The 21838-nt window shown below is 60.3% G+C and carries 23 protein-coding genes; 7 read left to right on the top strand and 16 right to left on the bottom strand.

Going from position 1 to position 21838, the window contains the following annotated elements; translation table 11 throughout:
* Positions 1-84 precede the first annotated feature (84 nt).
* Complete coding sequence (locus VEIS_RS02100) at positions 85-2205, top strand: PQQ-dependent dehydrogenase, methanol/ethanol family (RefSeq protein WP_011808232.1); 2121 nt, start codon at positions 85-87, stop codon at positions 2203-2205.
* Between the two features lie 423 nt (positions 2206-2628).
* Here the strand turns inward: VEIS_RS02100 and VEIS_RS02105 are convergent, their stop codons facing one another.
* The 3 genes from VEIS_RS02105 to VEIS_RS02115 all read right to left on the bottom strand — a co-directional run bounded on the left by VEIS_RS02105 (position 2629) and on the right by VEIS_RS02115 (position 5705).
* Positions 2629-3807: a CaiB/BaiF CoA transferase family protein gene (locus VEIS_RS02105; RefSeq protein ID WP_011808233.1), complete on the bottom strand. Its 1179-nt coding sequence runs from the start codon at positions 3805-3807 to the stop codon at positions 2629-2631.
* A 133-nt stretch (positions 3808-3940) separates the two neighbouring features.
* Positions 3941-4729, bottom strand: coding sequence for an enoyl-CoA hydratase/isomerase family protein (locus tag VEIS_RS02110; RefSeq protein WP_011808234.1), 789 nt, complete (start codon positions 4727-4729; stop codon positions 3941-3943).
* Positions 4713-5705, bottom strand: coding sequence for a Bug family tripartite tricarboxylate transporter substrate binding protein (locus VEIS_RS02115; protein ID WP_049773781.1), 993 nt, complete (start codon positions 5703-5705; stop codon positions 4713-4715). Before VEIS_RS02115 ends, VEIS_RS02110 begins: the two co-directional genes overlap by 17 nt.
* 261 nt (positions 5706-5966) lie before the next feature.
* On the opposite strand from VEIS_RS02115, the gene VEIS_RS24595 reads away from it, so the two are divergent.
* Both VEIS_RS24595 and VEIS_RS02125 read left to right on the top strand, forming a co-directional pair.
* Entirely contained in the window at positions 5967-6953 is a 987-nt protein-coding gene (locus VEIS_RS24595; RefSeq protein ID WP_011808236.1) for a LysR family transcriptional regulator, read from the top strand.
* Between the two features lie 125 nt (positions 6954-7078).
* A complete protein-coding gene (locus VEIS_RS02125; protein ID WP_011808237.1) occupies positions 7079-8050 on the top strand; it encodes a Bug family tripartite tricarboxylate transporter substrate binding protein in 972 nt (323 codons plus the stop codon).
* A gap of 214 nt (positions 8051-8264) precedes the next feature.
* On the opposite strand, the gene VEIS_RS02130 is transcribed toward VEIS_RS02125, so the two are convergent.
* Both VEIS_RS02130 and VEIS_RS02135 read right to left on the bottom strand, forming a co-directional pair.
* The gene (locus VEIS_RS02130) at positions 8265-9365 is read right to left on the bottom strand and encodes a CaiB/BaiF CoA transferase family protein (protein WP_041950434.1); all 1101 of its coding nucleotides are present in this window, start codon (positions 9363-9365) and stop codon (positions 8265-8267) included.
* A 287-nt stretch (positions 9366-9652) separates the two neighbouring features.
* Entirely contained in the window at positions 9653-10564 is a 912-nt protein-coding gene (locus VEIS_RS02135) for a LysR family transcriptional regulator (protein WP_011808239.1), read from the bottom strand.
* A 97-nt stretch (positions 10565-10661) separates the two neighbouring features.
* Here VEIS_RS02135 and VEIS_RS02140 point away from each other — a divergent pair, with 97 nt between their 5' ends.
* From VEIS_RS02140 to VEIS_RS02150, 4 genes are all read left to right on the top strand, one after another.
* Positions 10662-11642: a tripartite tricarboxylate transporter substrate-binding protein gene (locus tag VEIS_RS02140; RefSeq protein ID WP_011808240.1), complete on the top strand. Its 981-nt coding sequence runs from the start codon at positions 10662-10664 to the stop codon at positions 11640-11642.
* Positions 11643-11776: 134 nt separating this feature from the next.
* Positions 11777-12106, top strand: a complete 330-nt coding sequence (locus VEIS_RS31055; RefSeq protein ID WP_049773785.1) for a CoA transferase — start codon at positions 11777-11779, stop codon at positions 12104-12106.
* The gene (locus VEIS_RS25230) at positions 12085-12783 is read left to right on the top strand and encodes a CoA transferase (RefSeq protein ID WP_049773787.1); all 699 of its coding nucleotides are present in this window, start codon (positions 12085-12087) and stop codon (positions 12781-12783) included. The genes VEIS_RS31055 and VEIS_RS25230 overlap by 22 nt, the downstream gene beginning before the upstream one ends.
* Before the next feature lie 232 nt (positions 12784-13015).
* Positions 13016-13522 (top strand): tRNA (cytidine(34)-2'-O)-methyltransferase, encoded by a 507-nt coding sequence (locus VEIS_RS02150; RefSeq protein ID WP_011808241.1) that lies wholly within the window; start codon positions 13016-13018, stop codon positions 13520-13522.
* Positions 13523-13605: 83 nt separating this feature from the next.
* Here the strand turns inward: VEIS_RS02150 and VEIS_RS02155 are convergent, their stop codons facing one another.
* The 11 genes from VEIS_RS02155 to VEIS_RS25280 all read right to left on the bottom strand — a co-directional run bounded on the left by VEIS_RS02155 (position 13606) and on the right by VEIS_RS25280 (position 21830).
* The gene (locus VEIS_RS02155; protein WP_041949745.1) at positions 13606-14070 is read right to left on the bottom strand and encodes a MaoC family dehydratase; all 465 of its coding nucleotides are present in this window, start codon (positions 14068-14070) and stop codon (positions 13606-13608) included.
* 311 nt (positions 14071-14381) lie between these two features.
* Positions 14382-15101: a hypothetical protein gene (locus VEIS_RS25235; RefSeq protein ID WP_011808243.1), complete on the bottom strand. Its 720-nt coding sequence runs from the start codon at positions 15099-15101 to the stop codon at positions 14382-14384.
* Positions 15098-15778, bottom strand: coding sequence for a hypothetical protein (locus tag VEIS_RS25240; RefSeq protein WP_083758551.1), 681 nt, complete (start codon positions 15776-15778; stop codon positions 15098-15100). The genes VEIS_RS25235 and VEIS_RS25240 overlap by 4 nt, the downstream gene beginning before the upstream one ends.
* Before the next feature lie 194 nt (positions 15779-15972).
* Entirely contained in the window at positions 15973-16683 is a 711-nt protein-coding gene (locus tag VEIS_RS25245; protein ID WP_011808245.1) for a hypothetical protein, read from the bottom strand.
* 14 nt (positions 16684-16697) lie between these two features.
* On the bottom strand, positions 16698-17351 hold the full coding sequence (locus VEIS_RS25250) for a hypothetical protein (RefSeq protein WP_157048358.1): 654 nt from the start codon (positions 17349-17351) through the stop codon (positions 16698-16700).
* A gap of 63 nt (positions 17352-17414) precedes the next feature.
* Positions 17415-18125, bottom strand: coding sequence for a hypothetical protein (locus VEIS_RS25255; RefSeq protein WP_011808247.1), 711 nt, complete (start codon positions 18123-18125; stop codon positions 17415-17417).
* Positions 18126-18139: 14 nt separating this feature from the next.
* Positions 18140-18796, bottom strand: coding sequence for a hypothetical protein (locus VEIS_RS25260; RefSeq protein WP_011808248.1), 657 nt, complete (start codon positions 18794-18796; stop codon positions 18140-18142).
* 63 nt (positions 18797-18859) lie between these two features.
* A complete protein-coding gene (locus tag VEIS_RS25265) occupies positions 18860-19570 on the bottom strand; it encodes a hypothetical protein (RefSeq protein WP_011808249.1) in 711 nt (236 codons plus the stop codon).
* A 14-nt stretch (positions 19571-19584) separates the two neighbouring features.
* Positions 19585-20238, bottom strand: coding sequence for a hypothetical protein (locus VEIS_RS25270; protein ID WP_157048359.1), 654 nt, complete (start codon positions 20236-20238; stop codon positions 19585-19587).
* Between the two features lie 195 nt (positions 20239-20433).
* Positions 20434-21153, bottom strand: a complete 720-nt coding sequence (locus VEIS_RS25275) for a hypothetical protein (protein ID WP_011808251.1) — start codon at positions 21151-21153, stop codon at positions 20434-20436.
* Positions 21150-21830 (bottom strand): hypothetical protein, encoded by a 681-nt coding sequence (locus tag VEIS_RS25280; protein ID WP_011808252.1) that lies wholly within the window; start codon positions 21828-21830, stop codon positions 21150-21152. The genes VEIS_RS25275 and VEIS_RS25280 overlap by 4 nt, the downstream gene beginning before the upstream one ends.
* Positions 21831-21838: the final 8 nt, after the last annotated feature.

Consider the following 21838-nt stretch of genomic DNA (forward strand, 5'->3'; position numbering starts at 1 on the left):
TGGAACAGTTCTGGACTGGGGAAATCCCGAGGGTGAACGCAAAGACTGCGCAATCTACCCTTGCCGCACAAAAGGAGCCTTGCGATGAGACACATATATTCCGGCCGGCGGCTCATGCTCGTCGGCGCCCTGTGCCTGGGCGCGTCGACGGCAGCCATGGCCCAGAGCGCACAAGATGCACAAGAGCGCGCGGCCACCGCCGTGAAGCGGGTCGACGGCAACTTCATCCGCGCCAACGCGGCGCAGAAGAAAACCCCCGACTGGCCCAGCACCAGCCTGGACTACGCGGAGACGCGCTTTAGCAAACTCGACCAGGTAAACGCCGACAACGTCAAGCAGTTGGGGCTGGTCTGGTCGTACAACCTCGAATCCACGCGCGGCGTGGAAGCCACGCCGCTGGTGGTGGACGGCATCATGTACGTCACCGCCTCATGGAGCGTGGTGCATGCCATCGACACGCGCACCGGAGACAAGCTGTGGACCTTCGATCCGCAGGTCGACAAGTCCAAAGGCTACAAGGGCTGCTGCGACGTGGTCAACCGTGGCGTGGCGCTCTACCAGGGCAAGGTCTATGTGGCGGCCTACGATGGGCGCCTGATCGCGCTCGACGCCGCCACCGGCCAGAAGGTCTGGGAAAAGAACACCATCGAGGGCCAGAACGGCAGCTACACCATCACCGGGGCGCCACGCGTGTTCAAGGGCAAGGTCATCATCGGCAACGGTGGCGCCGAGTACGGGGTGCGCGGCTACGTCAGCGCCTACGACGCAAAAACGGGCGAGCAAAAGTGGCGCTGGTTCGCGGTGCCGGGCGACCCGGGCAAACCCTTCGAGGATGAGTCGATGGCGCGCGCGGCCAAGACCTGGGACCCGAGCGGCAAGTACTGGGAGGCGGGTGGCGGCGGCACTGCGTGGGACAGCTTCGCGTTCGACCCCGAACTGAACCTGATGTACGTGGGCACCGGCAACGGCTCGCCCTGGGCGCACAAGGCGCGCAGCCCCAACGGCGGCGACAACCTCTACCTGGGCTCGGTGGTGGCGCTCAACCCCGACACCGGCAAATATGTGTGGCACTACCAGGAGACGCCCGGCGACAACTGGGACTACACCTCGACGCAATCGATGATCCTGGCCGACGTGAAGATCGGCGGCAAGGTGCGCAAGGTGCTGCTGCATGCGCCGAAGAACGGCTTTTTCTTCGTCATCGACCGCAGCAACGGCAAATTCATCTCGGCCAAGAACTTCGTCGAAGTCAACTGGGCCACCGGCTACGACAAGAACGGGCGCCCGATCGAGGTTGCCGCCGCGCGCGGCGACAAGCCCTATGACAGCATCCCCGGCCCTTACGGCGCGCACAACTGGCACCCGATGTCGTTCAACCCGCAGACCGGCCTGGCCTACCTGCCCGCACAGAATCTGCCGATCAACCTGGTGGACGACAAGGACTGGAAGTTCGATCAGAACATGCCCGGCCGCCCACATGCCGGGCTCGGTTGGAACCTCGGCAAGTTCGCCAACGTCGAGCCGCCCAAGAGCAAGCCCTTCGGCCGCCTCGTGGCGTGGGATCCGGTAGCGCAAAAGGAAGCCTGGGGCATCGACTACGCCTCGCCATGGAACGGCGGCACGCTCACCACGGCGGGCAACCTCGTGTTCCAAGGCACGGCTGACGGCCGCCTGCTGGCCTACAACGCCAAGACCGGCGAGAAACTGTGGGAGACGCCCACCGGCACCGGTGTGGTGGCGGCGCCCTCGACCTACCTGGTGGACGGCAAGCAGTATGTGTCGGTTGCGGTGGGCTGGGGCGGCGTGTACGGACTGGCGCAGCGCGCCACCGAACGGCAAGGCCCGGGCACGGTTTACACCTTCGCGCTCGGCGGCACGGCCAAGATGCCGGACTTCGTGCAATACCGCCTGGGCAAGCTGGTGCAGGGCGTGAAGTACGACCCCGCCAAGGTCCAGGCCGGCACCATGCTCTACATCAGCAACTGCGTGTTCTGCCACGGCGTGCCGGGCGTGGACCGTGGTGGCAACATCCCCAACCTCGGCTATATGGACGCAGCCTATATCGAGAACCTCGACAAGTTCGTGGTCCAGGGGCCGGCCACGGCACGCGGCATGCCCGACTTCACGGGCAAGCTCTCGAGCGACGACATCGAGAGCATCAAGGCCTTCATCCAGGGGACGGCGGACGCGATCCGGCCGAAGTAAGGAGTAGCAAGTAGGCAAGAAGGCAGGCGCCCGGCCCTCCTTGCCGGCCGCCCCGTACCCGTCACGGTCATTCACTCCTGCGGGGCGGGGCAGCGAAGCCCGGCCGAAGCCCGGCGCCTGACCTGTCCTGTCCTTGCCGCAGGTCGCTCCATGGTCTTTCGATGCGGGCGGCGGGCACGGCGCGCGCTTGGCCGCCCAGTATCCCGGCCCGGAGCCGCTGTGCGTCGTACCTCCTGCGCGTAGTTCGCCGCAGCGGTGTCGCCGGTCGTTGCCTGCCCGATCCGCGCTACCGGGACGCGACCGGCATCGGCTTGCCCAGCCCGGGGCGGCTGAACCGGATGCGCGATGGGCCGGCGCAGAGGAGCCGTGCAGCCGCTTGTCCACCAATCATTTCGGCAATGTGATTGACAGGCCGAATGGCGCTCAAGCCTGTTCAAGCGGCATCGCTGCATGTGTTTTCAAGATGCGCGTGTTGTCTTGGCCAAGGCTGGGGCTTGCTCTCAACGGCATCGGGGGCAATCCGTCAAAGCGCATCGGGCTGTTCGGCAACACCACCGGGCCAAGTTCAGGATGGTCAAAATCGATCAGCATTCCCCGTGCGTGAAGATGGGGGTCTTGGACCACCTCCGCCGTCTTCCGAACCGGCGCAGCAGGAAACCGGTGGACCTTTGACGCATCCATGAGTCGATCGCGCGTGAGCTTTCCGGTCCAGGCACCGACCATGGTGTCGATTTCCTCCATGATGGCGCAGCGGGCCGCATGCGTTGCAAAGCGCGAATCACCAATCAGGTCCGCGCGGCCCATCGCGCGTGCCACGCCGTGCCAGTGTTCTTCGTTCACACAGATAATCGCGACATAACCATCGGCGGATGGATAGACGTTATAGGGGGCCATGGCCATACCGGCATGGCGGCTGCCAGTTCGCGGGTTGGCCGTCGGATCATCGAAATGCAGACCGATGGTGGACGTCAGTGCGATGTAGGCTGCGTCCAGCATGGCGACCTCGCAGATACGTCCTGCGCCGGTGCGGGATCGTTCGAACAATGCAGTGATTACGGCACCATACAAATGAGCGCCGCCCAGGAAGTCGCAAATCGACGGCCCCGCCTTCACAGGCGATTGGTCTGGAAATCCGGTCGCATTGATCATTCCCGACATGGCCTGAATGGTCAGATCCATCGCCAGCAAATCCCGGTAGGGCCCGCTGCTGCCATAACCGGATGCCGATGCGAAAATGAGGCGGGGGTTGCGTCCCAAAAGCAACTTTCCACCCACACCCAGTCTGTCCATCACCCCTGGCAAGAAATTCTCGATAACCACATCGGCTCGATCGACGAGTCGCAAGAAGGCGTCACGTCCTTCATTACTTTTCAGGTCAAGCGTTATGCCCTCCTTGTTCGAGTTCAACATCGCCAGAGGAACTGAAACACCACGTCTGGAACGTATTGGTTCTCCCTTCGGGGGTTCGATCTTGATGACGCGAGCACCAGCCATCGCCAAGAGAAAGCCGCAGTATGGGCCCTGATAGATCTGGCCAAGGTCAAGAACCGTGATCCCCGCGAGCGGATAGGCGGAGAAGGAAGATGAAGGAGAGTCCTGCATGGGGGTATCGAGTGTGATTCCATTCCTGAATCATCCGTACACTTTGTCGGCTTCGCTTGCCGTACATTTGTACTGTCTGCGCTTCGCCTTCACGTTCACGAACGATTTGGAAATGGAATGAGGAGGCAAGATGCTAGATGCCGCGAAAGCGTGGCGCCCGCTTTTCCTTGAACGCGAGAGCGCCTTCCATTCGATCCTGGCTGTTGTAAGGGTCAGGCCCTGCGTCAAGGCGCAACGCTGCAGATAGCGGCAATCCGTGGCTGCGGATCAGCGTTGCTTTCAGCTTGCGCACCGTCAGCGGTGCATTCGCCGCGATCGAATTGGCCATGTCTGCGGCGGCTGAATCAAGTTCCGAAGCGTCAACCACCCGATTCAACAATCCCCATCCGAACGCTTCGTCAGCGCTAAACAAGCGGCCCGTGTAGAGCAGTTCCATTGCGAGTGCGCGCGGCAGCAGTTGCGGAAGAAGCACCGCTGCAAAGTTGCCGCCCATCCCGACTTTGGCTTCGGTTTGACCGAAACGCGCCTCTTTGACCGCAATGCGCAGATCGCAGGCCAGGGCGATCTCACATCCTGCACCGATGCACACGCCATTGATGGCGGCAATGGTAGGCTTTTCGGTCTCCAGGATGATCTCATGCAGATTGCGCGTCTCACGCTTCATGGGATGCACGAGTGCCTCCCTGGTTACACCAAGGTCGACACCGGCACTGAAGGCGCGCTCGCCTGCGCCGCGTATGACGATGACACGCACTTCGGGATCGCGTTCTGCGCGCAAGAATGCATCCGCAAGTTTTTCCATTGTGGCGGGAGCCAGCGCATTCATGACGCCGGGACGATCGATCAGGATATGGGCCACTGCGCCACGCCTGTCGAAATGCACATCGCGGGTGGCCAGCGTTCCATCACTGCGGCTCGACATTGCCTACTTTCATGGCATGGCGATAGTTTTCCACCTCTTGGCGTTGAAACTTCGCGAGTTCAGCGGGCCCCGCGAAGACGATCTCGCTGTTGTTCTTCGCGCTGTACTCTTTGTACGCAGGGCTTTGCAGTGCCTTGCTCGTCGCCTCGGCCAAGTGGTTGACGATGTCCGAAGATGTGCCGGCGGCCGCAAAAAGTGCAGTCCAGCTAAACAAGGTGGGGATGTCCAGTTTCAAGTCCTTGAGACTGGGAACGCCCGGAATCGCGGCGATACGCCGGTCGGCGAAGGCCAGGATGGGACGAACCTTTCCTGCCTCGATGAGGGCGCGCATCGTACCGAAGTCGGACATGGTTGCCGTCACCTGCTGCCCGATGACATCGGTAATCGCCTGCGGTGTGCCTTTGTAGGGGACGATATTTGCAACGAGTCCGGAAGAATTGGCCAGCAAGATGACGGCAAGCTGATAGCCGGTGGCCCCGACAGCGAAACTCACGCCGCCAGTCTGACGTTTGGACGCTTCGACCAAATCAGCAAATGATCGAATGGGCGATTCTGCGGACACCACCACGACCCAGCGGCTGCGGCCAAACATCGCGACCGGCGTGAAGTCTTTGACCGGGTCGTACCCCAAGTCTCGGAAGAATACCGCATTCGCCGCCATCGGCGAATTGGTGCCATAAAACAGTGTGTAGCCATCGGCAGCAGCATTGGTGACGGCCTTCACGCCAATGACATTGTTGCCACCGGGCCGGTTTTCAATGATGAGTGGCTGGCCCAAAACAGCCTCCAATTCGCGTGCCAGCGCACGCGCCGATGCGTCCGCGCCCTGCCCTGCCGGGAATGGCACCACGATACGGATGGGTTTGGCCGGATAGCCAACCGGCAAGGCTGCGTGCGCGGAGTTCAGGGCCGTTCCCACCGCCGCAGCGCCAAGCCGCAGGCAAAAAAATCTGCGGGTCGCATCCGTAGTTTCCATGTTGTCTCCAAAGTCAATCAGGGGCTGATCTTCGTGTTGTATTTTCTGGCATACCATTGGCATCCTCCTATGCTTTTTATGATATATCCGGCATATCCTGACCCGTTCTTTCATGACAGCTTCGAAAAAATTGGCACCTCATTCCATTCCTGAATCATCCGTACGCTTTGTCGGCATCGCTTGCCGTACATTTGTACTGTCTGCGCTCCGCCTTCGCGAACGATTTGGAAATGGCATCAGAAGGCGATCGATTGGCATCGAATGCGAAACTTTGATCTGAACCTGCTGCTGGTGTTGCGAACACTGTTGGAAACCACAAGCGTTTCAGAGACCGCACGCCGACTGGACAGCACGCAACCATCGGTAAGCAGGATGTTGGAGCGATTGCGGGTCGAACTTGGCGATCCACTACTGGTCAAGAGTTCAAATACCATGGTGCGGACCACCAGGGCAAATGAATTGCGGCCCTTGCTGGATAAAGTCATCGAACTGTTGCAGGCCGTGTACCGGGCACCCGGAGACTACCGTCTTCGAGATGAGCGGCGGACTTGCACCATTGGGGCGAGCGATTCACTCCAGGCAATGTTCGCCATGCCATTGATCGCGACAATGCGTGCGTTGGCGCCAAATGCACGGTTGCGCTTCAAGCCCGTGCCTTACCCGAATCCGATGCGTTCATTGTTGGCCGGCGAAATCGATCTTCTGCTGGCGATGACCGACGAGGAGAATTCTGGCTTTCGGTCGGATGTACTGTTCAAGAGTTCCTTCTCATGCATGTGCGCCATTGAGAACCCACACATCGGTACGCGCGCCTCCATTGCGGCCATTGCGGCCATGCCTTATTTGGAAATATCCCACATGGGTCGGATATCGGCAGCCACCGACGCCATCTTCGCTGTTGCCGACAAGCGCAAGAACACCGTGGCGGCGATGTCGAGTTTTCTGGCTGCGCCCGGGGTGATTGCCAACTCACCCATGATTTGTCTGGTGCCCGACTACCTCGCGCGCACCCTGGGGCTGCATCCTGGCGTCAAGGTAGTGCCGCTGCAGGACGACTTGAAGCAACACACCATCCGCATGATTTGGCATAACACAACGCACTTCGACGCTTTCCTCGGTGCTGTGCGTTCGCTACTCCAAGAGATCGCGAAGACACCGCCATACACCGTTGGATCGGACGGCGCGCGCACGGATGCCGTCCAGAAAAGCAAGAAGGTGAAATGTGATCGTCCGGGATGCGACTCATAGCAAAACAAACCATCAGCATTCGTGATGCCCCCATGATGCAAACCCGCTGCACGGATGTCGTTGCCCGCCTATAGTCGCTGCCAGCACGCAAAGAGTGGAATCCGGATGGAACCCAAAGGCGCCCGATGAACCAGAAAATCCTGCTGCAAGCCTTGGTGCTCGTCGCCTTGGCGGTAACCACACCAGGCCAGGCCCGGGACTTTCCGCCGAAAAGACCCGTGACCCTGGTGGTGGGCTTTGCCGCCGGCGGCGCAGCCGATGTGGCCGCGCGCCTGATCGCCAAAAAGCTGGCCGAAAACATCGGCCAGTCGGTGGTGGTGGACAACAAGGGCGGCGCGGGCGGCAATATCGCGCACCAGTTCGTGGCCCAGGCTGCGCCCGACGGTTCGGTGCTGCTGCTGGGCTCGGTGGGGCCGCTGGCGATTGCGCCCCATCTGATGAAGCTCGGCTATGACCCCTTCAAAGACCTCGCGGCCGTCTCGGGCGGGGTGAACTTTCCGAATGTGCTGGTGGCGCACAAGGGCGCAGGTGTGAAGACGCTGGCCGAGTTCGTGCAACTGTCGAAAGACAAGCCGGGCAGCGTGGACTTTGCCTCCACCGGCACCGGCTCGGCATCGCACCTGGCCGGAGAACTATTCAACCAGCGTGCCGGCATAGACATGACCCATGTGCCCTACAAGGGCGGTGCACCTGCGCTGCAAGACCTGCTGGGCGAGCGCGTCACGGCGTACTTTGCCGCTCCGCCCACGGCCTTGCCGCATGTGGCCAGCGGCAAGCTGATTCCGCTGGCCACCACCGGCCTCACACGCCCGGCCTACCTGCCCCATATCCCCACGGTTGCCGAATCGGGCTTTCCCGGCTTTGAGGCGCTGAACTGGTATGCCTTCGTGGCCCCGGGCAAGACGCCCGCGCCACTGCTGGAGCGCTGGAACCAGGAGATCGTCAAGGTGCTCTCCGACCTGGCCGTGCAAGAGGCGCTGAACCAGCAGGGCCTGACGCCACAGCCGACCACCCGCGCCGAGCTCACGGCCTTCATGAAAAAGGAATCGATGCAGTGGGCCGCCCTCATCGAGGAGCGCAAGATCGCTGCGCAGTAGAGCGCCGGGAAGCCAGGCCGGTCGGTGCCGGCGACCAGCCGATGCGCCCGAAGGGGGCAACCATCCACATGCCCCGGCGCTGTTGGTTTGCAACGCGCAGGGCTTGCCGGAGCAGGGGCCGCAGGCGGCTGTGCGCCGGTTCGCCCCGATTCCGCGCGGCAACTGGCGTGCGCAGCCGATGCTGCTGGCCGCCGGGGTATGGCCCAGGTCCGGCTCAGGACATCTTCTGTGCGGGCAGCGTTGCGCCCCAGCCATCCAGCGCAGCGGCCAGGTCGATGCTGCTGCCAGCGCGTGGCTGCGCCGCCGGGGTGCGCGAGAAGCGGGGCGCCGGCGCCGGCTGCACCACGGCGCCGAGCGTGACGAAACTGCCGCGCGCGCGGTTGTGCGGATGGGCTGGCGCTTCGTCCCAGTCCAGCACCGGCGCAAAGCAGGCATCGCTGCCTTCGAGCAGCGCGCACCATTCGTCGCGGGTGCGGGTGCGAAAGACATCGGCCAGACGCAGCTTCATCGACGGCCATTGCGCGCGCTCCATTTGCTGCGCGGCGAAGGATTCGTCGAGCCCGCACAGCGCGCACAGACGGCGAAAGAACTTTGGTTCGATGGCGCCTATGGCCACAAACTTGCCGTCGGCGCAGATGTAGCTGTCGTAGAAATGCGCTCCGCCGTCCAGCAGGTTGCCACCGCGCCCGCCCGACCATGAGTCGGCTGCATGCAGGCCATAGAACAGCGATGACAGCAGCGCGGCGCCGTCGGTCATCGCCGCGTCGATCACCTGGCCTTGGCCCGATTGGCGCGCCTCGTGCAGCGCGGCCAGCAGGCCCACGGCCAGCAGCATCGCGCCCCCGCCGTAGTCGCCGATGTAGTTCAGCGGTGGCGGCGGCGCCGCGCCGGGGCGCCCGATGGCGTGCAGCGCGCCGCTCAGTGCGATGTAGTTGATGTCATGGCCGGCGGCGCTGGACAGCGGCCCGCTTTGCCCCCAGCCGGTGATGCGGCCGTAGACCAGGCGCGGGTTCAGGGCCTGGCACTCGGCAGGTCCCAGCCCCAGCCGCTCCATCACACCGGGCCGGAACCCCTCGACCAGCCAATCGGCCTGCGCGATCAGGGCCAGCGCAGCCGCGCGCGGCCCGCTCTGGCGCAGGTCGAGCGACAGCCGGCGTTTGCCGCGTCCGGTGACGCCACTGTGGTCGCCTTCGACGCCGGGGCGGTCGATGGCAATGACATCGGCGCCGAGGTCGGCAAAGAGCATCGCGCAAAAAGGCCCAGGCCCCAAGCCGGCCATCTCGACCATGCGCAATCCAGTCAGCGGTCCTGCCATGCGTGCCTCCAGCGTTCCATCGTTGCGCCTGGCATGCAAGCCCGGCGCGGCCATGCTCGTCCCGGCCGCGGCCCGGGCGCATCGTCGGATGCGACGGACCGTGGTGGGCGATCTGCGGCGGCATGGTTCGTCGGAGCGTCGGAACGAACGGATGGGCCGCGCAGATGGCCGCACGGATGGGCCGCGGGATGGGCCGCGAACAGGCCGCCAAAGGCGCCATCCTACACGCAGGGCATTCGGGCGCCGGACCAGCACCTCATTCGCTGAAAACGCAGCCCCGCAGCGCGTCACGCAGCATGTCCACGCGCAGGTTGTTCGGCGGCCTCGCGGCAGATCAGCACCACCGGGCCCGGGCGGATGCCCGGCGCTACGCGCACCCGCGCCATCTGTCCGGCGGCCAGGGCTGCGCGCATCAGAACCTGCGGCACTGCGCCCAGGCCCAGGCCCGCTGCGACCAGACGAATGTTGGTCGAGGGGCAGTTCGACCCGATGATCGGCGTCGGCAGTCCTTCGCGCCGGAAGGCATCGTCGATCAGGCGCCGCAGCATGGCCGACGCGGCCGGCATGATCCAGGGTGCCTGGGCCAGGCGCTGCCAGTCGACGCAGCGCGCCCGGGCCAGCGCATGGCCGGTCGGGGCGATCACCGCGAACCCCGCGTCAAGCCGCTTTTCGTAGCGCAGCGGCTGGCCCGGCGTCTGCGGCCACCGGGCCGGATAGCGGCTGATCAGCGCATCGAGCGCGCCAGCCCGCAGCGCCTGGACCAGCGGCGGCGCCGGCTCCTGTGGCACCTGCACCCTGGGATGGGAATGCCGGGAGAACAGGCGCAACGAGATTCCGGGCAGCGTGCTTTGCGCCGCGAAAGGCGGCACGCCAATGCGCAACGAGGTCAAGACCGGCTCGGCCCCGCTTCGGCCTGCAGATGGGCCAGTTCGTGCAGCAACATGGGTTGCGCCGCAGAGCGCGCGTTCTCCGCGCGGCGTCGGGGCCAAGCCGCGCGCGCTGCGCACGCAGAGCGCGAAACCGGAGGCCGCCTCGACCTCACGCAAGGATTTGCTCAGCGCCGGTGGGGTCTGGTGCAGCGCTTGCGCCGCCACGCGCAGGCTGGCGTCTTGGTGCTGCAGGGACAGCAGTTCGGGGTGGCGAAAGCGCAGGCGGCGAATGCCCTGCTGCGCAGCGTTGTGGCCGGTGTCAGTGTCCATGCGGGCGATTCCCTGTGGTTCTGCGCCAATGAAAACATAGCACTCGAAGATATCGCCCGCACCTTCTATGCTTGGCCCGAAACTGCAGGAGACAAACATGGACCGCCGTTCCTTTTGCGCCACCGCCAGCACCGCAGCGGCGGCGGCCTTCTTTCCTTGGCGTGTGCGTGCCGCTGCCCCTTACCCGGGCAAGCCGATCCGCGTGATCTCGCCCTACGCGGCCGGCGGCGGGCCCGACCTGCTGTTGCGCCAAGTCGGCCCCGCTCTGGGCCAGGCCCTGGGCCAACCCATCGTGATAGAGAACAAGGTCGGCGCCGGTGGCGTCCTGGCGGCCATCCATGCGGCGCAACAGCCGGCTGACGGATATCTGTTGCTGATGGGCGCGAACACGCACCTGGTGCAAAAGGCGATGCAGCCGGAACTCGGCTTCGACCCCATCGCCGATTTCGCGCCGGCCAGCAATTTTGCGACCTCGCCCGCGATGCTGGTGGTGAACGCCGGCAGTGCCTACCAGAAACTGGACGACCTGATGGCCGCCGCCAAGACCTGGCCGGGGCAGATGAACTACGGCTCTGGCGGCATCGGCACCGCAGCGCATTTGGCGGGCGCGACCCTGGTGTCGCTGATGGGCATCGAGGCGGTGCATGTGCCGCTCAAGGGCTCGGTCGAGATCAGCGCCTCGCTGTTGCGCGGCGATACGCAGTTTGCCTTTCCGATCGCTGGCACCGCCGTCCCGCAGGTCAAAGGCGGCAAGCTGCGCGCGCTGGCGGTGACCAGCCGCTCGCGCTTGCAGGAGTTGCCCGAACTGCCGACGCTGCACGAGTTGTTGGGCGGGAACGAACTGGCCATCCAGGAGTCCTGGTTCGGCCTGTGGGCACCGGCCAGAACGCCGGCGCAGATTCTGGCCACGCTCAACGCCGCCGTGAAGAAGGTGGTGGCCACACCCTCGTTGCGCAGCGCCGCCCAGGCACTGGGCACCGAACTGAGCGCCAGCCCGCAGGCTTGCGCGGCCTTCGTGCGCGGCGAGAACCTCAAGTGGGCCGAACTGGTCAGGCTGGCCGGCGTCAGCGGAGGTTGAAGACATGGGAAAACCACTCGAAGGACTGCGCGTGATCGACATGTCGCATGTGATCGCCGGGCCGCTCGCTTCTCTCTATCTGGCGCAGTGGGAGGGCCGAAATCATCCAGGTAGAAACGCCCGCAGGCGGTGACGTGAAGCGCACCAGCAGGGCGGGCCCGGCCGACGGCGACGCAGGCGTCACACCGGTCGGCTTTGCGGCGCTCAACGCCGGCAAGCGCTCTCTGGCCGTAGACATCCGCACCTGCGAGGGCGCCGATGCGGTGCGCGCACTGGCAGGCAGCGCGGACGTGTTCATCGAAAACTTCCGCCCGGGCGTGGTGGCCAAATACGGGCTGGGCTATGCGGCGATTTGCGCCATCCGCCCCGACATCGTCTACTGCTCGATCTCCGGCTACGGGCAGGAGGGCGCCTGCCCGGTCGCGGCGCCTACGACCATGTGGTGCAGGCCCTCACCGGCATGATGATGCCGGGCGAATCGCCCGATGCAGCGCCGCTGAAAGCGGGTTTTCCGGTGATCGACGTGGCGGTGGGCATGTTGGGCGCGCTGGCCATCGTGGCTGCGGTGCACCGGCGATCACGCGCAGGACTGGGCCAACATATCGACGCCTCGATGCTGCAAGCCTCGCTGATGCTGATGTACCCCCACGCCTCAGCTTATTTGAGCAGCAGCATCGGGCCGCAGCGCGTGAGCCATCGCGGCTACACCGGCAGCCCCACGGCCGATACCTGTCGCTGCACTGACGGCTGGCTGGCCACCGCCGCCAACACCCCGGCGCAGTTTCGCCAACTCAGCGCCGTGCCGGGCCTGCAGGCGCTGTGCAGCAACGGCCAAGCCATCGCGACCTGGAGGCATTCCACGCCCCGGGCGGCGGCTTCGTCGTGGCGCGCGAGCTTCCGTATCTGCGCGGATGCTTCATCGAAGCCTTTGCCACGCGTTCGGCCGTCGAGATGGGGCAGCAGCTCAACGCCGTCGGCGTGCCCGCCGCCCGCGTGCGCCGCTTGGGCGGATTTCTGGACGAGGCCCAGGGACAGCGCGGGCGCGCCCGCGCCAGGCCGGGACAACCAGGCGCTGCTCGCGGCGCTCGCACGCCCGGTGCCTGCGACACCCTCTGCGGATCGGTGGGCGCTGGGCCGGTGAGCGGCTGAAGGGCGCGGGCCGGTGAGTGACTGAAATCCCGATCCTCCGCTGGGCCGGTGGCCTGCGCGCTGCTTGCATTGCCAGCGTGCAGCCAGCATGGCCCGGACGCTCTTTCCGCCTTTGGGCCATGGCAGTCCCTGGCCGCGAAACGGGATCCAACAGGGTCCAACGGGACGCTTTTGCCCGGCCAGTGGTTGCCAACGCCTGCAGCGGGCACTGACAATGGCTCCCCATGTTCCACATCGTGCTCGTCGAACCCGAAATCCCGCCGAACACCGGCAATGTGATTCGCCTGGCGGCGAACACGGGTTGCACGCTGCACCTGATCGAGCCCCTGGGGTTTTCAATGGAAGACCGGCGAATGCGGCGCGCCGGGCTGGACTACCACGAATACGCCCGGGTGCTGTGCCACGCGGACTGGGCGGCCTTTTTACGCACTGCCCGGCCGGACGCCAGCCGCATGTTCGCGCTGACCACGCAGAGCTTGCAATGGGTGCATGCCACCTGTTTTCGGCCCGGCGACTGGTTCGTGTTCGGGGCTGAGACGCGGGGGCTTGCCGCCGCGTTGCGCGCGAGCTTTGCGCCCGCACAATGCCTGCGCCTGCCCATGATCGAAGGCCAGCGCAGCCTGAATCTGTCCAATGCGGTGGCGGTGACGGTATTCGAGGCCTGGCGCCAAAACGGCTTCGCCATGCCCTCTGGCCAGAGCGCCGTCGCCATGCCGGGACTGCTGGAGTGAAGCGCGCCCCCGGCCCCGATGCGCCTGCCCCTCAAGAGGCAAGAGGGCGGCATCGTTGTGCGCCACTGTGCAGCACAGCGCGCTCAGGGCGCCGCGCCGTAGTTGCGCGTGATCGATTCGGCCACGCACACGGGCTTGCCACTGCCATCGCGCTCGACCGTCACGAGCCAGCGCATCTGCAGGCCGTCAGGTGCCAGCGGCTCGGTCGCCTGCAGTGTCAGGCGCGCACGCAGGCGGCTGCCCACCGGCACCGGCGCGGTAAAGCGCACACGGTTGAGTCCATAGTTCACGCCCATGCGTGCGCCCTCGATGCGCAGCCCGGTCTGGAAAAAGCGCGGCAGCAGCGACAGCGTGAGATACCCGTGCGCTATCGGAGCGCCAAACGGCCCGGCCTGCGCGCGCTCGGGGTCCACATGGATCCACTGGTGGTCGCCGGTGGCCTGGGCGAACAGGTTGATTTGTTCTTGCGTGATGGTGAGCCATTCGGTCACGGCGACCTCCTGGCCCACGCAAGCGCTGAGGTCGGAATAGGAGTGGAAGATTTTCATGGCTGCAATGTAGCGCCCTGCGCCGGCCAATCTTGTCCTGCGGGAGATAGGTGTTTTCCCTTGAAAGCCAGCGGCACAGCATGCTTGAGCCTGCCCACGCCGCAGCAATCGGTTGATCGGTTTGCCAGGTGCGCAACGCGCCCCGGCAGGGGCGCTGCCTGGCGGAGACGGAGAGTAAAAACCTCATATCGAAAAAAGGGTGTTTCCAATCCTGGCATATCAATGGCGTGGATTTATCACACCGCCGCCATCCGGTACCCAATCAGTCTGCAAACGCCTGCCCCATATTCATCGCATCATTGGCACGAATGTCAGCTTGAATCGCCAGCACAGGCCGCGCAGCGACAAGGATCAACTCTTTCAAAGTGAGCTACGTAGCTCAGTGGCCCGGCGCCCCGGAGTCCGCCTTCGGTTTCCAGGACGATGTCTATATCCGATGGAATGCTTGTGTCGGAATAGTCCAAAAGCAACCGTGCCAAGCGGATCAAGGCTTTGGGATGGCCGCCGATACAGGCGATATAGGGTTCGCGGAGATCCCGTCGCCCGTCCCACAAGCGCGGACAAGCAGTTTCTCCGGGCACGCCCGCGAGCGTGAATACTGGCAGTTCGGTCTGCGCATCACAGGTCAAAGACCACGGATACCAAGGATAGCGCTTGAGTTTGCGTTTGGGGGTATAGGTGAAGGACTTGGGCTGATCGATCGAAGGTCTTGCCGCGGTTATTCGTATGCCTTTTCCGAAGCTGGTTAAGGGTTTTGTGCTGCATCTCCGGGATTCGTTTTCTGTCAAAGATTCAGTGCTGATCGGAAGGTAGGTCTGATGCTGTGTCCCAATGGCGCAGGCCAGCAATGCGATCGCGATGCGCTGGAGGTCTTCCGTGCTGGAAGTAATGCAAATCCAATGAATGTCGAATGTGTCGTGGATGGCGCCTCCCATTTCAATGGTGCAGTTCAAACTGCCCATCGAATCAACCAGTTTGTTGGCATCGACCAAGGCCAGTTTTTTAAAGTCTATCCCCATCAACTGATTCATTTCATGCACTCCAACCGGTCTGCAATTCTTGTAAACCTGACTTCGTAACTGAATGATTTAACACCTCGAAAGCCGCCGTCGACTTCCAGATCGATTTGTTCGGGCGGGATGTCCGTGTTGGCATAGTCCAGGAGTAGCCGCGCCAGACGGACCAACGCTTTTGGATAACCACTGACAACGATGACATGAGGTTTTGGGATATCTGCCAGGCCGCTCCACAGCATATTCGTATAGTATTCTCCTGGCGCGCAATCGAAGCCGAAGCATGGCAACTCAGTCCAATAATCACATGTCAAAGACCATGGATACCAGGGGTAGCGTTTGAGATCTCGTTTCGGGGTGTAGGTGAAGGATTTTGGTTGATGGAATGGATCAAATTCTAAAGGTCTTGCCGAGCCTATCTTTATGCCCTTTGTCGGACCCACGGCCGTAATCGGTAGATAGGTTTCACACTGCGTTCCGATGGCGCAGGCCAGCAACACGAGCGCGAGGCGTTGCAGGTCTTCTGCGTTGGATGCAATGCATATGCGGGAGATTTCATATTCACCCCCCGCCGATGCATAGCTGTGACACCCAATCTGAATGGAGCAGTTCAAACTACCACCCAATGAATCCACCAGTTTATTGGCATCGACCGAAGCCAGTTTTCTGAGGTCTACCCCCATTAGCTTATTCATTTCATGTTCTCCAATCAGTCTTTGAATGCCTGGCCTGCAAGCGCCAGTGGTGCTTTCCTCCGCATACACGCCACTTTTACCGCCTTTACACCCTGCGCCTGAACAATGGCGTGGATTTATCACACCACCGCCACCCGGTACCCAATCAGTCTGCAAGCGCCTGCTCCATATTCATCGCCCCATTGGCACGAATGTCAGCTTGAATCGCCAACACAGGCAGGGCAGCGGCAAGGCTCGACTCTTTCAAAACGAGCTTCGTAGCTCAGTGGCCCGACGCCCTGGAGTCCGCGTTCGGTTTCCAGGACGATGTCTTCATCCGATGGAATGTTCGCGTCGGAATAGTCCAAAAGCAAGCGTGCCAAGCGGATCAAGGCTTTGGGGTGGCCACCGATACAGACCATATAGGGTTCGCGGAGATCCCGTCGCCCGTCCCACAAGCGCGGACAAGCAGTTTCTCCGGGCATGCCCGCGAGCGTGAAAACTGGCAGTTCGGTCTGCGGATCACAGGTTTTGTACCAAGGAGACCATGGGTAGCGCTTGAGTCTGCTTTTGGGGGTATAGGTGAAGGACTTGGGCTGATCGATCGAAGGCCTCACGGCGGTTATCCGTATGCCCTTTGCGAAGCTGTTTCCGGGGTTTGGGTTCCATTTGTAGGACCATTTCTCTGCCAAATCTCCCGTGTCAATTGGAAGATAGACCTGATGCTGTGTCCCAATGGCGCAAGCCAGTAATGTGATCGCGATGCGTTGGAGATCTTCTGCCTCGGAATAAATACGAATGCAACAGAAATTGTGGCTGTTACCGCGAACTTTGATGGCACAGTTCAAGCTACCGATCGAAGCAACCACTTGGTTGGCATCGGCCAAGGCCAGTTTTCTAAAGCTTATCCCCATCAGTTGATTCATTTCATCTGCTCCAATCAGTCTGCAATTCTTGTAAACCTGGCTTCGTAGCTGGCTGAGCTGACGCCTCGAAAGCCGCCGCCGATTTCCAGATCGATTTGTTCCGGCGGAATGTCCGTGCTGGCATAGTCCAGAAGCAGTCGCGCCAGACGCATGAATGCCTTGGGATAACCATAGATACAGACGAGATGAGGTTTGCGAAGATCCATTCGACCGTCGAATATATGCAAAGATTCTCCGGGAATGTCATCCAGATCGAAGCCTGGCAGTTCAGTCCAATGATCACATGTCAAAGACCATGGATACCAGGGGTAACGTTTGAGTTTGCGTTTCGGGGTGTAGGTGAAGGATTTCGGTTGATGGAATGGATCATATTCTGAAGGTCTTTCAGAGTCTATCTGTATACCTTTTGTTGGCCCTCCAGTGCCAATCGGAAGATAGGCTTCGGACTGCGTCCCGATGGCGCAGGCCAGCAACACGAGCGCGAGGCGTTGCAGGTCTTCTGCGTTGGAAGAAATGCACATGCGGGAGATTTCGTATTCACCCCCCACCGATGCATAGCTGTGGCATCCGAATTGAATGGTGCAACTCAAATTGCCCAATGAATCCACCAGTTTGTTGGCATCGACCGAAGCCAGTTTTCCAAGGTTTACCCCCATCAACTCATTCATTTCATGTTCTCCGATCAGTCTGCACGCGCCTGCCCCATATTCATTGCCCCATTGGCACGAATGTCAGCTTGAATCGCCAACACAGGCAGCGCAGCAGCAAGGATCAACTCTTTCAAAACGAGCTTCGTAGCTCAGTGGCCCGACGCCCCGGAGTCCACCGACGGTTTCCAAGACGATTTCTTCATCTGGTGGAGTATCCGTGTTGGCATAGTCCAAAAGCAACCGTGCCAAGCGGATCAAGGCTTTGGGATGGCCGCCGATACAGACCATATGGGGTTCGCGGAGATCCCGTCGACCGTCCCACAAGCGCGGACAAGCAGTTTCTCCGGGCATGCCCGCAAGCGTGAAAACTGGCAGTTCAGTCTGGACATCACATGTCACAGACCAAGGATGCCAGGGATATTGCTTGAGCCTTCGTTTTGGGGTATAGGTGAAGGACTTGGGCTGATCGATCGAAGACCTTACGGCGGTTATCCGTATGCCCTTTGCGAAACTGTTTCCGGGTCTTGCGTCCCATTTGTAGGACCATTTCTCTGCCAAATCTCCCGTGTCAATCGGAAGATAGACCTGATGCTGTGTCCCAATGGCGCAAGCCAGTAGCATGATTGCGATGCGTTGGAAATTTTCTGCGTCGGAATAAGTACGGATGCAACAGAAATTGTGGCTGGCACCCCAAATTAGAATGACGCAGTTCAGACCGCCGATCGAGCCAACCAATTTGTTAGCATCGATCAAGGCCATTTTTTTAAATTCTATTCCCATCAACTGATTCATTTCATGTACTCCAATCAGCCTGCAATTCTTGTAAACCTGACCTCGTAGCTGGCTGCGCTGACGCCTCGAAAGCCACCGTCGACTTCCAGATCGATTTGTTCTGGTGGAATGTCCGTATTGGCATAGTCCAGAAGTAGTCGCGCCAGACGAATGAATGCTTTGGGATAACCATAGATGCAGATGATATGAGGTTTGCGAAGATCTTGTCGACCGTCCCAAAGGGTATGCAAGGATTCTCTGGGCACGTAACTCAAATCGAAACATGGTAGTTCAGCCAGACCATCACATGTCAAAGACCATGGATACCAGGGGTAACGTTTGAGTTCGCGTTTCGGGGTGTAGGTGAAGAATTTCGGTTGATGGAATGGATCATATTCTGAAGGTCTTGCAGAGCCTACCTGTATACCTTTTGTTGGCCCTCCAGTGTCAATCGGAAGATAGGTCGCTCGCTGCGTCCCGATGGCGCAGGCCAGCAACACGAGCGCGAGGCGCTGCTGGTTTTCTGCGTTGGAAGAAATGCATATGCGGGAGATTTCATATTCACCCCCCGCCGATGCATAGCTGTGGCATCCGAATTGAATGGCACAGTTCAAAATACCCAATGAATCCACCAGTTTGTTGGCATCGATCAAGGCCAGCTTTTTGAAGTCTACCCCCATTAGCTTATTCATTTCATGTTCCCCAATCAGTCTGCACGCGCCTGCCCCATATTCATTGCCCCATTGGCACGAATGTCAGCTTGAATCGCCAACACAGGCAGGGCAGCGGCAAGGCTCGACTCTTTCAAAACGAACTTCGTAGCTCAGTGGCCCGACGCCCTGGATTCCGCGTTCGGTTTCCAGGACGATGTCTATATCCGATGGAATGTTTGTGTCGGAATAGTCCAAAAGCAACCGTGCCAAGCGGATCAAGGCTTTGGGATGGCCACCGATACAGACCATATAGGGTTCGCGGAGATCCCGTCGCCCGTCCCACAAGCGCGGGCAATCCGTTTCTCCGGGCATGCCCGCAAGCGTGAAAACTGGCAGTTCGGTCTGCGGATCACAGGTTTTGTACCAAGGAGACCATGGGTAGCGCTTGAGTCTGCGTTTGGGGGTATAGGTGAAGGACTTGGGCTGATCGATCGAAGGCCTCACGGTGGTTATCCGTATGCCCTTTGCGAAGCTGTTTCCGGGGTTTGGGTTCCATCTGTAGGACCATTTCTCTGCCAAATCTCCCGTGTCAATTGGAAGATAGACCTGATGCTGTGTCCCAATGGCGCAAGCCAGTAATGTGATCGCGAGGCGTTGGAGATCTTCTGCCTCGGAATAAATACGAATGCAACAGAAATTGTGGCTGTTACCACGAACTTTGATGGCACAGTTCAAGCTACCGATCGAAGCAACCACTTGGTTGGCATCGGCCAAGGCCAGTTTTCTAAAGCTTATCCCCATCAGTTGATTCATTTCATCTGCTCCAATCAGTCTGCAATTCTTGTAAACCTGGCTTCGTAGCTGGCTGCGCTGACGCATCGAAAGCCGCCGCCGATTTCCAGATCGATTTGTTCCGGCGGAATGTCCGTGCTGGCATAGTCCAGAAGCAGTCGCGCCAGACGCATGAATGCCTTGGGATAACCATAGATACAGACGAGATGAGGTTTGCGAAGATCCATTCGACCGTCGAATATATGCAAAGATTCTCCGGGAATGTCATCCAGATCGAAACCTGGCAGTTCAGTCCAATGATCACATGTCAAAGACCATGGATACCAGGGGTAACGTTTGAGTTCACGTTTCGGGGTGTAGGTGAAGGATTTCGGTTGATGGAATGGATTATATTCTGAAGGTCTTTCAGAGTCTATCTGTATACCTTTTGTTGGCCCTCCAGTGCCAATCGGAAGATAGGCTTCGGACTGCGTCCCGATGGCGCAGGCCAGCAACACGAGCGCGAGGCGTTGCAGGTTTTCTGCGTTGGAAGAAATGCATATGCGGGAGATTTCATATTCACCCCCCGCCGATGCATAGCTGTGGCATCCGAATTGAATGGTGCAGTTCAAACTACCCAATGAATCCACCAGTTTGTTGGCATCGATCAAGGCCAGTTTTTTGAAGTCTACCCCCATTAGCTTATTCATTTCATGTCCTCCAATCAGTCTTTGAATGCCTGGCCTGCAAACACCAGTGGTGCTTTCCTCCGCATACACGCCACTTCTATCACCTTTACCACCCAGCGCCTGAACAATGGCGTGGATTTATCACACCACCGCCATCCGGTACCCAATCAGTCTGCAAGCGCCTGCCCCATATTCATCGCATCATTGGCACGAATGTCAGCTTGAATCGCCAACACAGGCAGGGCAGCGACAAGGATCAACTCTTTCAAAGCGAGCTACGTAGCTGAGTGGCCCGGCGCCTCGGAGTCCACCGTCGGGTTCCAAGACGATGTCTATATCCGATGGAATGCTTGTGTCGGAATAGTCCAAAAGCAACCGTGCCAAGCGGATCAAGGCTTTGGGATGGCCGCCGATACAGGCGATATAGGGTTCGCGGAGATCCCGTCGCCCGTCCCACAAGCGCGGACAATCCGTTTCTCCGGGCACGCCCGCGAGCGTGAATACTGGCAGTTCGGTCTGCGCATCACAGGTCAAAGACCACGGATACCAAGGATAGCGCTTGAGTTTGCGTTTGGGGGTATAGGTGAAGGACTTGGGCTGATCGATCGAAGGTCTTGCTGCGGTTATTCGTATGCCTTTTCCGAAGCTGCTTGAGGGTTTTGTGTTGCATCTCCGGGATTCGTTTTCTGTCAAAGATTCAGTGCTGATCGGAAGGTAGGTCTGATGTTGTGTCCCAATGGCGCAGGCCAGCAATGCGATCGCGATGCGCTGGAGGTCTTCCGTGCTGGAAGCAATGCAAATCCAATAGATTTTGTATGTGTCGTGGACACCGCATCTCATTTCAATGGTGCAGTTCAAACTGCCCATCGAATCAACCAGTTTGTTGGCATCGATCGATGCCAGTTTTTTAAAGTCTATCCCCATCAACTGATTCATTTCATGCACTCCAACCGGTCTGCAATTCTTGTAAACCTGACTTCGTAACTAAATGATTTAACACCTCGAAAGCCGCCGTCGACTTCCAGATCGATTTGTTCGGGCGGAATGTCCGTGTTGGCATAGTCCAGGAGTAGTCGCGCCAGACGGATCAACGCTTTTGGATAACCACTGACAACGATGATATGAGGTTTTGGGATATCTGCCAGGCCGCTCCACAGCATATTCGTATAGTATTCTCCTGGCGCGCAATCGAAGCCGAAGCATGGCAACTCAGTCCAATAATCACATGTCAAAGACCATGGATACCAGGGGTAGCGTTTGAGATCTCGTTTCGGGGTGTAGGTGAAGGACTTTGGTTGATGGAATGGATCAAATTCTAAAGGTCTTGCCGAGCCTATCTTTATGCCCTTTGTTGGACCCACGGCCGTAATCGGTAGATAGGTTTCACACTGCGTCCCGATGGCGCAGGCCAGCAACACGAGCGCGAGGCGTTGCAGGTTTTCTGCGTTGGATGCAATGCATATGCGGGAGATTTCATATTCACCCCCCGCCGATGCATAGCTGTGACACCCGATCTGAATGGCGCAGTTCAAACTACCACCCAATGAATCCACCAGTTTATTGGCATCGACCGAAGCCAGTTTTCTGAGGTCTACCCCCATTAGCTTATTCATTTCATGTC

The sequence above is a fragment of the Verminephrobacter eiseniae EF01-2 genome, assembly GCF_000015565.1.
GTDB classification, from domain to species: domain Bacteria; phylum Pseudomonadota; class Gammaproteobacteria; order Burkholderiales; family Burkholderiaceae_C; genus Acidovorax; species Acidovorax eiseniae.